This is a genomic window from Streptomyces sp. NPDC104106, from assembly GCF_055584345.1.
In genome coordinates this window covers 1-13,781 of sequence record NZ_JBVJMF010000009.1, presented here as the reverse complement: position 1 = coordinate 13,781, position 13,781 = coordinate 1, and the positions used below count along the sequence as shown (strand labels likewise).

Annotated in this window: 11 protein-coding genes and 1 rRNA gene; 5 read left to right on the top strand and 7 right to left on the bottom strand. The window is 72.5% G+C overall.

Annotation, left to right across the window (positions count from 1 at the left end; all coding sequences use genetic code 11):
• Window positions 1-60: 60 nt before the first annotated feature.
• From hpf to mtnA, 6 genes are all read right to left on the bottom strand, one after another.
• Window positions 61-753, bottom strand: coding sequence for a ribosome hibernation-promoting factor, HPF/YfiA family (hpf, locus tag ACZ60X_RS21745; RefSeq protein WP_469600791.1), 693 nt, complete (start codon window positions 751-753; stop codon window positions 61-63).
• A 310-nt stretch (window positions 754-1,063) separates the two neighbouring features.
• Window positions 1,064-1,972 carry a ComF family protein gene (locus ACZ60X_RS21740; protein WP_469600788.1) on the bottom strand — a complete coding sequence of 303 codons (909 nt, stop codon included), beginning with the start codon at window positions 1,970-1,972 and terminating at the stop codon, window positions 1,064-1,066.
• A gap of 83 nt (window positions 1,973-2,055) precedes the next feature.
• Entirely contained in the window at window positions 2,056-3,894 is a 1,839-nt protein-coding gene (locus tag ACZ60X_RS21735) for an LpqB family beta-propeller domain-containing protein (RefSeq protein ID WP_469600785.1), read from the bottom strand.
• Window positions 3,884-5,998: an MtrAB system histidine kinase MtrB gene (gene mtrB, locus ACZ60X_RS21730; RefSeq protein ID WP_469600783.1), complete on the bottom strand. Its 2,115-nt coding sequence runs from the start codon at window positions 5,996-5,998 to the stop codon at window positions 3,884-3,886. The genes ACZ60X_RS21735 and mtrB overlap by 11 nt, the downstream gene beginning before the upstream one ends.
• A gap of 1 nt (window position 5,999) precedes the next feature.
• Window positions 6,000-6,689 carry a two-component system response regulator MtrA gene (gene mtrA, locus ACZ60X_RS21725; protein ID WP_207921802.1) on the bottom strand — a complete coding sequence of 230 codons (690 nt, stop codon included), beginning with the start codon at window positions 6,687-6,689 and terminating at the stop codon, window positions 6,000-6,002.
• Between the two features lie 4 nt (window positions 6,690-6,693).
• Window positions 6,694-7,827 carry an S-methyl-5-thioribose-1-phosphate isomerase gene (gene mtnA / locus ACZ60X_RS21720; protein WP_469601568.1) on the bottom strand — a complete coding sequence of 378 codons (1,134 nt, stop codon included), beginning with the start codon at window positions 7,825-7,827 and terminating at the stop codon, window positions 6,694-6,696.
• Between the two features lie 141 nt (window positions 7,828-7,968).
• On the opposite strand from mtnA, the gene ACZ60X_RS21715 reads away from it, so the two are divergent.
• Genes ACZ60X_RS21715 through ACZ60X_RS21695 form a run of 5 tightly spaced genes read left to right on the top strand, consistent with a single transcriptional unit; the run spans window position 7,969 to window position 13,606 of the window.
• Complete coding sequence (locus ACZ60X_RS21715; RefSeq protein ID WP_469600781.1) at window positions 7,969-9,330, top strand: DUF7847 domain-containing protein; 1,362 nt, start codon at window positions 7,969-7,971, stop codon at window positions 9,328-9,330.
• Window positions 9,331-9,334: 4 nt separating this feature from the next.
• Window positions 9,335-10,114, top strand: a complete 780-nt coding sequence (locus tag ACZ60X_RS21710; protein WP_469600778.1) for a DUF4129 domain-containing protein — start codon at window positions 9,335-9,337, stop codon at window positions 10,112-10,114.
• Window positions 10,111-11,307 carry a DUF4350 domain-containing protein gene (locus ACZ60X_RS21705; RefSeq protein ID WP_469600776.1) on the top strand — a complete coding sequence of 399 codons (1,197 nt, stop codon included), beginning with the start codon at window positions 10,111-10,113 and terminating at the stop codon, window positions 11,305-11,307. Before ACZ60X_RS21710 ends, ACZ60X_RS21705 begins: the two co-directional genes overlap by 4 nt.
• The gene (locus ACZ60X_RS21700) at window positions 11,307-12,296 is read left to right on the top strand and encodes an AAA family ATPase (RefSeq protein ID WP_469601565.1); all 990 of its coding nucleotides are present in this window, start codon (window positions 11,307-11,309) and stop codon (window positions 12,294-12,296) included. Before ACZ60X_RS21705 ends, ACZ60X_RS21700 begins: the two co-directional genes overlap by 1 nt.
• Window positions 12,296-13,606, top strand: a complete 1,311-nt coding sequence (locus tag ACZ60X_RS21695) for a DUF58 domain-containing protein (RefSeq protein WP_469600774.1) — start codon at window positions 12,296-12,298, stop codon at window positions 13,604-13,606. The genes ACZ60X_RS21700 and ACZ60X_RS21695 overlap by 1 nt, the downstream gene beginning before the upstream one ends.
• Window positions 13,607-13,690: 84 nt before the next feature.
• On the opposite strand, the gene rrf is transcribed toward ACZ60X_RS21695, so the two are convergent.
• Window positions 13,691-13,781 (bottom strand): 5S ribosomal RNA (gene rrf / locus ACZ60X_RS21690); the annotation flags it as partial.

Here is a 13,781-nt window from a genome sequence, read left to right as displayed (position 1 = left end):
GGTGCCCCTGGGGGCGCACACGCGCGGCCAGGGGCACCGGTTCCGCTTCTTCCGGGCGGCTCAGCCGCCCAGCGTGCCACCCGCCGCGGGGGGCTGCGCCTCAGCGACCATCGGGTCCGTGCTGAGGTGGATCACGCCGTAGTCGTAGGCGTGGCGCCGGTAGACGACGCTCGGTTCCTTCGTCTCCGCGTCGACGAACAAGTAGAAGTCGTGGCCGACCAGTTCCATCTCGTAGAGAGCCTGGTCGAGGCTCATCGGTGAGGCGACGTGGGTCTTCTCGCGGACGACGAGGGGGCCCTCCCCCTTGACCTCCAGCGAGCCGATCTTCTTCGTCGGCACCCCGTCGGTGTCTTCATCGTGGACCGGCAGGCCGTTGCCGTTCAGCGTCGCCGCGCCGGGGACGTGGTCGGGGACCTCGGCTGCCGAGATCCGGCGTGCGCCTCGCCGCGAGAAACGCTTGTCGTGCTGCTTGCGCAGCCGGGCGTCCAGCTTCTCCGCCGCCAGGTCGAGTGCCGCGTACGGGTCGCTGGCCGCCGCTTCCGCCCGGATCACCGGACCGCGGGAGCGGAGCGTGATCTCCACTCGGTCACAGCGGTCGGCCTGACGGGGGTTGGGCTCCTTGGACACCTCGACGTCGAGGCTGATCACCTTGCCATCGAGCTTCTGGATCTTCTCCAGCTTCAGCTTCTCGGCCACGTGCTTGCGGAACCGCTCGGGCACCTCGGTCTTGCGGCCTTTGACGACGATGTCCACGCAGAACTCCGTTCCCGGATCGCTCCGCTCGTCGGCGGAGCATCTCCCTTTTGCACCAGGTCCGGTGAGCACCGGACCTCGGACTCGGTGACTTCACCTCCTCCTCCCCCATCGGCGAGATCTGCACCCCCGGGGCGCGGGTGATTGCGCAAAACCCGCGCCACGGCATTCGGATATGAGAGGTGTGGCCTGCGCCTTTCCTCACAACCGAACATATCTCGCCCGGACGGATGTCGTCACCCTCTACTGCGGCGTACCTCCGTTCAGGTGAAATTCCCCTCTCATCACCTGCAACGATGCAGGTCGGGCCTCAGTTCCTGTTTATTCCGAAAGAATCCCGAGGAGCGGCGACCACGGCCGCGCGAAGCGTGTGAAGGGTGTTCGGCCCCGCCTTTTCCGGTGCACCATGCACCCACTTCCCGTCCTCCGAGTGCGTTCCGCTCCGTCGTTCTCCCCTTCCTTCCCGAGTTACGGCCGCATACACGGAGGTTCTCACTCCGCGTCCCTCTTCTTCCCGCGGCAGGGCCGTCTCCCGTACGGCCCGCGCCGCCTCCGCGAGGCTGGCACCAGTCGTGATCAGGTCGTCGACGAGCACGACCCGCCCACCGAGCAACCGGCCACCACCGGCCGTCACCTCCAGCGCGCCGGAGAGGTTCTCCAGGCGCCGACGCGCGTCGAGCCCCGCCTGATCCGCCACCGGCCGCCGCTGGCGCAGTACGGCCGCCACACGGGCCGGGATCCCGGCTCGCCGCAGCTCCCCGGCCGCCGCGAGCGTCATCCGCCGCACCGGATCGTGCCCACGCGCCCGCACGGCCCAGCGGGCGGAGGGCACGGGGACGAGCACCACGGTCCGCTCTCCCGGCGTCCCGGCCGCCTCACCGCCCACAGCTCCGGCACCGAAGCCGACGCCGACGCCGGCAGGACCGTCGCCGAGCCCCGCCCGGACGGCCCCGGCCACGGCCGCGCCCAGCACTCCCGCGAGGGCCAGCGCGCCCCGCTCCTTGTGCGCGAGCAGCAGTTCCCGTACCTCCTGCGCGTAGGGAGCCGCCGCGTACACCGCCGGCAGCCCGGCCGGCTCCGGCACCGGCCGCACCCGCCGCGGCGCGCGCTCCTCCACCGCGGCCCGGCACCGCGGGCAGAGCACCGTACGTGGCGCTCCGCAGCCCGCGCAGTCGGCCGGCAGCACCAGGTCGGTGAGATCCCGCCACCACCCCCGCATGCCCACCACTGTGCCAACGCCTCAGCGGCCCTGCCACCCCTGTGGACAACTGCCTGTGGACAACTCGGGCCGGGCGCCGAGGCTCAGCCCGGGTAGACCGGGGCCGTTCCGTCCTTGTCCACCTTCTGCCACTGCGCGCCGGTCGGCAGTCGCACGATCCCGTCGTCCTCCGAGTAGGCCACCAGCGGCACCCGCTCGTCCTCGGACGCGGCGATCGCCTTGACACCGGTGAGCGCGCCGGGCGCCGGGCCGTCGAGCGTGGAGCCGTCGACCTGGACGTACCGCATCTGCAGCACGCCGCCCTGCTCCCTGCCGACCGCGAGCAGCCGGCTGTCCCCGGCCCACGACAAGGCGCTGACCTGCTCCAAGTCCGGCGCAGCCGAGCGCAGTTCGACCACCGAGGTGCCCTGTCCGGTGCCGTCGTCGCGCTGGATACGGCCGATGAGCAGGGACTGCTTGCCGCCCTTCTCCACGACCAGCGCGATCCGCACCCCGTCGGCCGCCACCCGGGCGCCCGTGATCTGGCCGGACAGGTCCGGGACGGCGACGGCCTGCGGCCTGGTGGCGCCCTGTGCCACGACGTACAGCCGCGAGTGGCGCGGATCGCGGTCGGCCACCCACAGGTCGCCGCGGGCGTCCCAGCTCGGTGTCGTCAGCCGTTCGGCCTCGGTCGCGCCCGCGCTGGTCAGCAGCGCGTTGCCGAGCGAACCGCCCGACGCCAGAGACGTCACGTACAGCGACTTGCCCGCGTCGCCGACCCCGGCCGCGCTGTGTTCGTCGCGCGAGACCGCCACCGACTCCAGGCCCTTGTCGCCCTCGCCGAACGCTCCGGGCACCGGAACGGCGGCGGTGCCGGTGCTCCCCGTCGGCATCCGCACCAGGCGGTGCCTGGCGTCCAGGAAGTACAGGTACTCGGGGCTCTTGGCCGACCCGTGCCAGGCGACCGACTCGGCCCGCTCCTCGCTCAGGTCGCACAGCCGGCGGCCGCCGGCACCCTCCAGCCCGACCGACTCCAGCGTCGGCGTCAGGTTCCGCAGGGTGAACAGCAGCTGCGTCGCCATCTCGGTGCACTTGCCCGGCGCCACCTGGGACGCCTTGAGGTTCAGCGGCACCGTCAGCTTGTTCTGGTCGTCGGGCGTCAGCCCGGACACGTCCTGCTGCAAGGCCGTACCGCTCGGGAAACTGGATCTGACGACCGGGCGGAGCCAGCTGGTGGGGCCGCCCAGCAGCGAGCGGACGATCTGGGTCATCGGGTCCACCTTGCTGCGCACGAACACCGGATCGGCCACCGCCACCGGCTGTCCGCTCGCCCCTGCCGTCGTGTCCGAGGCGAAGTAGTACTTGTCGACGGACGTGTAGTTGCGCTGGAAGTCCGACTTGCCCATCACGACGCCGTCCGGCAGTCCGTCGATGCGCCACTGGCCGGTCTTGGCGCTCCGTGTGAGGTGCACCTTCTTGCGATAGGAGCCGCCGACGGGCTCGTACGCCTGCTGGGCGTCCACGGTCGCGACCTGCGTGCCCGCGAGGACGCAGGTGACGTTGTCGGTCGGCTCCTGGCCGCCGCCCGCGCGGCAGTCCGTCTCGATGCTCGGGCCGTTCGCGAGGACCGTGGTCGACCTCTCCGGCCGCCACTTTCGCGCAGCGTCGTCCGTGAGGTACTTGCGGGCGGTGTCGTACCCGGGATCGTCGCTGGTCAGCGCCTCCAGGAAGCCCTGCATGATCTCGGCCGGGCCGGCGCCCTCGGCCGGCGGCACGGCAAACACGCGGACGCCGGTGTCCTGCCGCGGCGTGGACTCCACGTTCCGCAGGTCCCCGCTGTCCGGCATCGAGGCGCACCCGGCCAGCAGTACGACCCCCAGTGCGGCGTACGCCACCGCGCGCCCGGTTCTGCGCCGGGCGCCCCCCGTGCGGTCAGCGACCACGAAATGCCTCCCCTGGCTCGGTCGAGTCCTTTGGCGCGGCCGCCTCGGGCCGGCCCGTGTCCGCGTCGGCCGCCGGTCGTGCCGGGCGTCCTTCGTCGGGGCTCCGCTGACCGCTGCCGGGGCGGGGTACCACGCGCGCGCCGCTGCCGTTGCCGGGCAGCGCGCTCGGGTCGACGGCCGGGGTGGCCGGGACCAGGCGCGGCGCGATCTGCGCGCGCGGCGGCAGCGCGGACGCCTGGGCGTCGCCCTGCTGCACCGGAACCGTGGCCCGCTTCTCCTCGCTTCCGCCCGGCAGGCCGGCCTCGGCCAGGCCCCGGTTGCGGCGCGAGTCCTTGGGCTCCAGGGGTATCGGCGAGCCGCGCAACGGCTCGTCGGCGGTCCTCGGCAGCGTCAGCCGGAACTGCGAGCCGCCCCCCGGCTCGCCCCAGGCCTGTAGCCAGCCGCCGTGCAGCCGCGCGTCCTCCAGGGCGATCGACAGCCCGAGACCCGTACCACCGGTGGTACGCGCGCGTGCCGGGTCCGCCCGCCAGAACCGGCTGAAGACACGCGTCGCCTCGCCCGGCTTGAGCCCGACGCCATAGTCGCGCACCGCGACGGCGACCGCGCCGCCGGCCGCGGCGAGCTTGACGACGACGTCCTTGCCCTCGCCGTGCTCGACGGCGTTGACCACGAGGTTGCGCAGCACGCGCTCCACGCGCCTGGCGTCCGCCTCGGCGACCACGGGCTGCTGGTCGCCGAGGACACGTATGTGCGTGCCCTTGCGCTCGGCGAGCGGCTCCGCACCGCTGACCACACGCCGCACGACGTCTCTGAGGTCTATCGGCTCGGCCTCCAGCGCCGCCGCGCCCGCGTCGAACCGGCTGATCTCCAGCAGGTCCGCGAGCAGTGACTCGAACCGGTCCAGCTGGTCGGCGAGCAGCTCGGCGGACCGCGCGGTCACCGGGTCGAAGTCCTCGCGCGCCTCGTGGATGACGTCGGCGGCCATGCGGACGGTGGTCAGCGGGGTGCGCAGCTCGTGCGAGACGTCGGAGACGAACCGGCGCTGCATCCGCGACAGGTCCTCCAACTGCTGGATCTTCACCTGGAGGTTCTGCGCCATCTTGTTGAAGGCCTCGCCGAGCCGCGCGATGTCGTCCTCGCCGGTGACCTTCATCCGCTCCTGCAACCGCCCGGCCGACAGCCGCTCGGCGATCCCGGCCGCCATCCGCACCGGCGTGACGACCTGGCGCACCACGAGCCACGCGATGGCGCCGAGCAGCACGACGACGAACAGCCCCGCGGTCGCGAGAGTGCCCTTGACCAGGCTCAGCGACTTCTCCTCCTGCGTGAGCGGGAAGAGGTAGTACAGCTCGTACGGCCGCCCGTTGGGATCGTTGACCTGCTTGCCGATGACCAGCGCCGGCTGCGGGTCCTTGCCGTTGGAGTACACGATCCGGGTGTAGCTCTGGGCGGCCGTCGTACCGCTGTTGACCCGCTCGCGCAGGTCGGCGGGCACGCTGGAGGTCGGGTTGACGTTTCCGGAGCCGCGCGGGCTGCGGCCGCCGCCACTGTCGTCACCGACGGGCAGCGTCACCACGTCGAAGGCGCCCGCGCCGCCGCTGGACAGCGACTCGACGAGATCGCTCATCCACTGGATGACGTTCTGCGACTGCCGTCCGTCCGCGGTCGAGGTGCCGTCACCCGTGACCGTGGTCGCGTTCGTCCCCGTGACGGTCCCGCTGGCCGCCTCGTCCGCCTTCTGCTTGGCCACGGCGAAGCCGCCGGTGGCCTGGCTCTGCGAGGCCTTCACCTTCGCGTCCAGCAGGCCGTTGCGCACCTGCCCGATCACGACGAAGCCCAGCAGCAGCACGACGCCGAGCGACATCAGCAGGGTCGTCGCGACCACCCTGAGCTGGATGTTGCGCCGCCACAGCCGCATCACCGGCAGCAGCGGCCGCCGTACCCAGCGCAGGAACAAGCGCAGGACCGGGCTGCCCTGGACCCCGCCCTGCAGCAGCCCGCCCTCGAAGAGGTTCCTGAACCGCGCGCCGGCACTCCGGCCGACAGCCCGCCCCGGCCGGGCCCCGGACCGGCCGGGCGCCGAAGCGGTGCTGTCCCCGGGCATGTCAGCTCGGTCCGGCCTTGTATCCGACACCACGGACGGTCACCACGATCTCCGGCCGCTCCGGGTCCTTCTCGACCTTGGAGCGCAGCCGCTGGACGTGCACGTTGACGAGCCGGGTGTCGGCGGCGTGGCGGTAGCCCCACACCTGCTCCAGCAACACCTCACGGGTGAACACCTGCCACGGCTTGCGGGCGAGCGCGACCAGCAGGTCGAACTCCAGCGGGGTCAGCGCGATCGACTGCCCGTCCCGCTTCACCGAGTGCCCGGCCACATCGATGACCAGGTCACCGATGGTCAGCTGCTCCGGCGCCGGCTCCTCCGACCTCCGCAGCCGCGCCCGGATCCGGGCGACCAGCTCCTTCGGCTTGAACGGCTTGACGATGTAGTCGTCTGCGCCCGACTCCAGGCCCACGACGACATCGACGGTGTCGCTCTTCGCCGTGAGCATCACGATCGGCACCCCGGACTCCGCCCGGATCAGCCGGCAGACCTCGATGCCGTCCCGTCCGGGCAGCATCAGGTCGAGCAGCACCAGATCGGGCTTGGTCTCCCGGAAAGCGGCGAGCGCCTTGTCGCCATCGGCTACGAAAGACGGCTCAAAACCTTCACCACGCAGCACGATGCCGAGCATCTCGGCCAGTGCGCTGTCGTCGTCGACGACAAGGACTCGTCCCTTCATAAACGACATCATCCCATTAGCTAATCGTTACCTGGCGTGACCTGGCACACAGCTCCGCAAGAGCCTCGGCGGTCACGGGCGAAACGGCTCCCTCCTCGGTGACGATCGCCGTCACCAGCTCGGGTGGCGTCACGTCGAACGCCGGGTTGTACGCCTGTGTCCCCAGGGGTGCCACCGGAATCCCGCCTCCTGCTCCCGTCACCGGCACCTGGGGTGCTGTGACCTCGGTCACCTCAAAGCCGGGGCGCTGTTCCACCTCGATGGACGCCCCGTCGGCGGTGTCCGGATCGATCGTCGTCACCGGCGCCACCACGATGAACGGCACATGGTGGTACCGCGCCAGCACAGCGAGCGGATAGCTCCCCACCTTGTTCGCCACCGAACCGTCGGCCGCGATCCGGTCCGCCCCGATCAGCACCGCGTCCACCTCGCCCGCCGCGAACAGGGAACCCGCCGCGTTGTCGGTGAGCAAGGTGTACGCCATGCCGCTGCGGGCCGCTTCGTACGCCGTCAGGCGAGCACCTTGCAGCAACGGACGCGTTTCGTCCACCCACAGCCGCCGCAGCCGCCCCTCCCGGTGCGCCTTGAGGGCCACCGCGAAGGCCGTGCCCTCCCCGCCCGACACCAGTGAACCGGTGTTGCAGTGCGTGAGGACCCGGTGCCCGCCGCCCGGCAGCAACTCGTCCAGCAGCGCCAGACCGTGCGCCGCCATCCGGGCGCTGGCCTCGGTATCCTCGCGGTGCAGCGTCCGGGCGGCGGCCAGCGCGGCCCCTGCCGCGTCGCCGCCCCTCGCCAGCGCCGCCCGGTAGGCGCTTTCTGCCCTGCGCACACCGACGGACAGATTCACCGCCGTGGGCCGGGCACCCTCCAGCGCCCTCGCCGCCTCTGCCACGTCGAAGCCCCGCGCGGCGGCGAGCGCGACGCCGTACGCCCCGGCGATCCCGAGCAGCGGCGCCCCGCGTACGGCGAGCGAACGGATCGCCTCCACCAGCGCCGGCGCGTCCGTGCACACCAGCTCGATCTCCTCGGCCGGAAGCCGCGTCTGATCCAGAAGGATCAGCACAGGACCTTCGGGTGGTTCCTCCCATCGGATCACGGGTATCTCGGTCGGCCGCTTGTCCCCGTCGGTTCGCACCTGCTGATCAGCCATGCGGAAAGTCTGCCCCGGATGCGGCGGACAATTGAAGGCGCCCGGCGCCCACCGCGGCAGGTCCTCGCACCACCGCCCCATGGCACGATGGCTGCCAACCTGCCGCCGCGACAGCGGACCGGCACCGAGAAGGAGCGTTCGATGACAGACACTCCGGGCTGGGCCTCGCCCGGATCCGCCCCGTCGTCCGAGGGGCGGGAACCCGGCGCGTCCGGCCCCGCCGAGCCCGCCGGCCGCCCGGAGGGCAGTGAGCCCGCGCCGCAGCCGGGCCCCGGCCCGCAGGACCCAGGTGCCAAGTGGTCCAAGGAGCAGCCGCCACCCGGCCAGTGGGCCGCTCCCACCGGTGCCCACGGCCCGCACCAGACCCCGCCACCCCCACCGCCCGGCCCCGGCTGGGGCGGACCGCAGCCCGGCACCCCGGGCCCCGGCGGCTACGCGGGACCCCCCGCCGGCTACGGCGGCCCCGGCGGCTACGGAGCCTGGGGCGGCGGCTGGGGCGGTCCCCCACCCGCGGCCAAGCCCGGTGTCATCCCGCTCCGCCCCCTCGGCGTCGGCGAGATCCTCGACGGCGCCGTCTCCACCATGCGCACCTACTGGCGCACGGTGCTCGGCATCTCGCTGGCCGTCGCCCTGGTCATGAACGTCAGCATGGTCGCTTTGCAGGGGTTCGTACTGAGCGACACCGTCCAGACCACGCTCAGCGACCCCAACGCCACTCCCTCCGAAGCACTCCACGTCCTGCGCGACGCCATGATCGGCACCGGCGTCCTGTCGGTGATCCGCACGGCCGCCATGCTCATCGCGACCGCCCTGCTCACCACCATCACCAGCCGGGCCGTCCTCGGCAGGGACGTCACCCTCCGGGAGAGCTGGCGCGACGCCCGGCCGCAGATCCTGAAACTGCTCGGGCTGCTCATCCTGCTGGCCCTGATCTTCGTCGGCGCGATCGCCGCCGGAGCGCTGCCCGGCGTGCTCGTCATCGTCACCGGCGGCGGCGACAACGCCGGACTGGCGCTGCTCTCGCTGGGCTTCCTCGGGGGCACCGTCGTCGGGCTGTGGCTGCTGGTCCGCTACTACCTGGCCGCGCCCGCCCTGATGCTGGAGCGGCAGGGCGTCGTGACCTCCCTGAAACGCTCGGCCAAGCTCGTACGCGGCTCCTGGTGGCGCATCTTCGGCATCATGCTGCTCACCGTCCTGATCACCGTCATCGTCTCGGCCGTCATCGCGCTCCCCTTCGCCGTCATCGGGGCCGTCGCCGGCGGGAACGGCATGAACGACCTGCTCGGCGCCAGCGGCGGGCACATCGGCTGGACGTCCCTGATCATCCGCGGGATCGGTTCGCTGGTCGGCACCACGCTCACCCTGCCCATCAGCGCCGGCGTCACCGTGCTCCTCTACATCGACCAGCGCATCCGCCGCGAGGCCCTCGACCTCGAACTGGCCCGCGCCGCAGGGGTCCAGGGCTACGGCACCGGCGCCCCCGGTTCCGTTCCGGGGAGCTGATGCGGTGAGCCTCACGGGGGGAGTTCTCACGGCAGCGGCGCCGTCCGGCGCCGGCGGCACGGTCGTACGCGGCCTGCTGCGCGTCTCGGACACGGCCGTCCGCGCGGCGGGCGGCTCGGGCGGCCTGCCGCCCCTGAACGTGCCGCGGGATCCCGCGCGGGAGGCGGCTCGGCGCGAGCTGTCCAAGCGCATGTACCACGAGAACGACCCCGGCCTGTTCCAGCGCGCCCTGAACGCGTTCTGGGACCGGCTGGACCGGCTGTTCGACTCGGCCGCATCGGCGACCCCCGGCGGCACGCTCGGCCTGGTCGTCGTGATCCTCTTCGTCGTCGCCGTCCTGGCCGCCCTGTGGTGGCGCCTGGGCACGCCGCGCCGCCAACCCTCCTCCGCCGCCGCACTGTTCCACGACCGCCCCCGCAGCGCCGCGGAACACCGCTCGGCCAGCGAGGCGCACGCGGCCCAGGGCCACTGGAACCAGGCCCTCCAGGAACGCATGCGGGCCATCGTCCGCTCCCTGGAGGAACGGGCCCTGCTCGACGCCCGCCCCGGCCGCACCGCCGACGAGGCGGCCGCCGAAGCAGGCCGTACGCTTCCGGCGCACAGCGGCCGACTCACGGCCGCGGCACGGGAGTTCGACGCGGTGACGTACGGCGGGCGCAGGGCGGGCGAGCAGTCGTACCAGCGCCTGGCCGAGCTCGACCGCGACCTGGAAGGCACCAGGCCCGCCCTCGCCCACAGCACCACCAGCACGACCCACACGACCCGCCAGGGGGCCGCCGAGTGACCGCCCAGGCCACCGTGCAGACCACCTCCACGGCGCCGACCACCCGACAGGTGTGGACCCGTGCGCGAGGCATCACGCTCGCCGTCGTCCTGCTTCTCACGGCGGCCGTCGCCATGGCCGCCGTGCGCTCCGCCGATCGGCACGGTGAGCTGGATCCCCGCTCGGCCGACCCCTACGGCAGCCGCGCCGTCGCCCAACTCCTCGCCGACCGCGGGATCTCCACGCGCGTCGTCACCACGCTCGGTCAGGCGCGCGCCGCCGCCGGACCGGACACCACCCTCCTGATCGCCACACCCGACATGCTGACCCCCCGTCAACAGGACCAGCTGCGCGCCGCGACCGCGCCCTCCGGCGGCCGTACCGTCCTGGTCGCGGCCGGAAGCTGGTCCGTCGAACGGCTCGCCCCCGGCGTCACCGCGGACCCCGCCACCAGCAGCCGCACCACACTCGCCCCCGATTGCGCCCTCCCCGAGGCCCGGCGCGCGGGCACCGCCGACACCGGCGGCATCCGCTACACCACCACCCATCTCGACGCCGACACCTGCTACCCCAGCGCGCGCCTCGCCACCCTGCTGCGCGTCCCCGAGGCATCCAGGGGCGGCGACACCGTCGTGCTCGGCGCGCCCGACATCCTCGTCAACGACCGCATCGACCAGGAGGGCAACGCCTCGCTCGCCCTCCAACTCCTCGGCTCCCGCCCTCATCTGGTCTGGTACCTCCCCTCGCTCGCCGACACCTCGGCCACCCACAACGGCGACCAGAAGAACTTCTTCGACCTGCTCCCCTCGGGTTGGCTCTGGGGCACGCTCCAGCTCTTCGTCGCAGCCGTCCTCGCCGCCTTCTGGCGAGCCCGCCGCTTCGGCCCCCTCGTGCCCGAAAGACTCCCCGTCGCGATCCGCGCCTCCGAAACCGCCGAGGGCCGTGCCCGTCTCTACCGCAAAGCCGACGCCCGAGACCGCGCGGCCTCCGCTCTTCGCTCCGCCACCCGCATCCGGCTCGCCCCCCTCGTCGGCGTCCCCGTCGCCCAGGCGCACGCGCCCGAGGCCCTGCTCCCCGCCCTGTCCGCCCGTCTCACCGACGACGGACAGGACCTGCACCCCCTCCTCTTCGGGCCCCCACCCGGCGACGACGCAGCCCTCATCGCACTGACCGAACAACTCGACGCCCTCGAAAGAGAGGTACGCCGTCCATGATGGACCCGACCACTGACAACGCCGGGAACACCGGGGACGCGGGCACCGCCCGAGCCTCCCTGGAGGCCCTGCGCGCCGAGATCGCCAAAGCCGTGGTCGGCCAGGATCCCGCCGTGACCGGCCTCGTCGTCGCCCTCCTCTGCCGCGGACACGTACTCCTGGAGGGCGTCCCCGGAGTCGCCAAGACCCTGCTCGTCCGCGCCCTCGCCGGCGCGCTCGAACTCGACACCAAGCGCGTGCAGTTCACTCCCGACCTGATGCCGAGCGATGTCACGGGCTCCCTCGTCTACGACACCCGCACCGCCGAGTTCTCCTTCCAGGAAGGCCCGGTCTTCACCAACCTGCTCCTCGCCGACGAGATCAACCGCACCCCGCCCAAAACCCAGTCCTCTCTCCTCGAAGCCATGGAGGAACGCCAGGTCACGGTCGACGGCACCCCGCGCCCGCTCCCCGAACCCTTCCTGGTCGCCGCGACGCAGAACCCCGTCGAGTACGAGGGCACCTACCCCCTCCCCGAAGCCCAACTGGACCGCTTCCTCCTCAAACTGACGATCCCTCTGCCCTCCCGACAGGACGAGATAGACGTCCTCACCCGGCACGCCTCCGGCTTCAACCCGCGCGACCTGCGCGCCGCCGGCGTACGCCCCGTGGCCGGCCCCGCCGACCTGGAAGCCGCCCGCGCCGCCGTCGCGAAGACGACCATCTCCCCGGAGATCACCGCCTACATCGTGGACATCTGCCGCGCCAGCCGCGAGTCGCCCTCTCTCACCCTCGGCGTCTCCCCGCGCGGCGCCACAGCCCTCCTGGCCACCTCACGCGCGTGGGCGTGGCTCACGGGCCGCGACTACGTCATCCCCGACGACGTCAAGGCGCTCGCCCTGCCCACCCTGCGCCATCGCGTCCAACTGCGCCCCGAGGCCGAGATGGAGGGCGTGACGGCCGACTCCGTCATCACCGCGATCCTCGCCCACGTCCCGGTCCCCCGCTGATGGCACTCACCGGACGCGCCGCCCTCCTCGCGGCCCTCGGCTCGATCCCCGTCGGCATCCTCGAACCCGGCTGGACGGGCATCCTCGCGGTCAACGGCCCGCTGGCCCTGGCCTGCGCCTGCGATGCCGCACTCGCCGCCCCGGTACGCCGTCTCCGCCTGACGCGTGCCGGCGACACCTCCACACGCCTCGGCGAGACCGCCGACATCACGCTCACGATCACCAACCCGTCCCGCCGCCCGCTGCGAGCCCGGGTGCGGGACGCCTGGCCACCGAGCAGCTGGCAGCCCGGCACCGAGATCGAGGCCTCCCGCCACCAGCTGACCATCCCCCCGGGCGAGCGCAGGCGCCTGACGACCCGGCTGCGCCCCACCCGCCGCGGCGACCGCCAGGCCGACCGCGTGACGATCCGCTCCTACGGCCCCCTCGGCCTGTTCTCCCGCCAGGGCACCCACAAGGTGCCCTGGACTGTACGGGTTCTGCCCCCGTTCACCAGCCGAAAGCATCTCCCGTCGAAACTCGCCCGATTGCGGCAACTCGACGGCCGCACGAGCGTGCTGACGCGGGGAGAGGGAACCGAGTTCGACAGCCTCCGCGAGTACGTCCCCGGCGACGACACCCGCTCGATCGACTGGCGAGCCACCGCCCGGCAGTCCACGGTCGCCGTCCGCACCTGGCGCCCTGAACGAGACCGGCACATCCTGCTGGTCCTGGACACCGGACGCACCTCAGCGGGTCGCGTGGGCGCCGCGCCCCGCCTGGACGCCTCCATGGACGCCGCCCTGCTCCTCGCCGCGCTCGCCTCTCGGGCCGGCGATCGCGTGGCCCTCCTCGCCTACGACCGCCGGGTACGCGCCCTCGTCCAGGGCCGATCCTCGGGAGAGGTACTGCCGGCCCTGGTCAACGCGATGGCGCCCCTTGAACCGGAACTCGTCGAAACCGATGCACGAGGCCTCACCGCAACGGCACTGCGCACGGCGCCGCGCCGCTCCCTGATCGTCGTGCTCTCCACCCTCGACGCGGCTCCGATGGAACAGGGCCTGCTCCCGGTCCTTCCGCAGCTCACCCAGCGGCACACCGTCCTGGTGGCCTCGGTCGCGGACCCGCACATCGCGCGGATGGCCCAGGCCAGGGGCAGCGCCGAGGCGGTTTACGAGGCCGCGGCGGCGGCTCAGGCACAGAGCGAGCGTCAGCACATCGCGGAACAGCTCCGTCGCCATGGAGTGACGGTGGTGGACGCAACTCCTGAAGACCTGGCACCGGCACTGGCAGACGCATATCTCGCGCTGAAGGCGGCGGGTCGGCTCTGAAAAGAGCGGGCCGGCTCAGCCGCCCATAAGCGCCATAAATGCGGAAAGGCCCACACCAGACGGTGTGGGCCTTTCCCAAAAATTGTTCGGCGGTGTCCTACTCTCCCACAGGGTCCCCCCTGCAGTACCATCGGCGCTGTGAGGCTTAGCTTCCGGGTTCGGAATGTAACCGGGC

Excerpts from the sequence above, each read along its gene's own strand:
- ACZ60X_RS21740 (WP_469600788.1), bottom strand. The coding sequence starts at position 1,972 with ATGCGGGGGTGGTGGCGGGATCTCACCGACCTGGTGCTGCCGGCCGAC.
- mtrB (WP_469600783.1), bottom strand. The coding sequence starts at position 5,998 with ATGCCCGGGGACAGCACCGCTTCGGCGCCCGGCCGGTCCGGGGCCCGG.
- mtrA (WP_207921802.1), bottom strand. The coding sequence starts at position 6,689 with ATGATGTCGTTTATGAAGGGACGAGTCCTTGTCGTCGACGACGACAGC.
- mtnA (WP_469601568.1), bottom strand. The coding sequence starts at position 7,827 with ATGGCTGATCAGCAGGTGCGAACCGACGGGGACAAGCGGCCGACCGAG.
- ACZ60X_RS21715 (WP_469600781.1), top strand. The coding sequence starts at position 7,969 with ATGACAGACACTCCGGGCTGGGCCTCGCCCGGATCCGCCCCGTCGTCC.
- ACZ60X_RS21700 (WP_469601565.1), top strand. The coding sequence starts at position 11,307 with ATGGACCCGACCACTGACAACGCCGGGAACACCGGGGACGCGGGCACC.
- ACZ60X_RS21695 (WP_469600774.1), top strand. The coding sequence starts at position 12,296 with ATGGCACTCACCGGACGCGCCGCCCTCCTCGCGGCCCTCGGCTCGATC.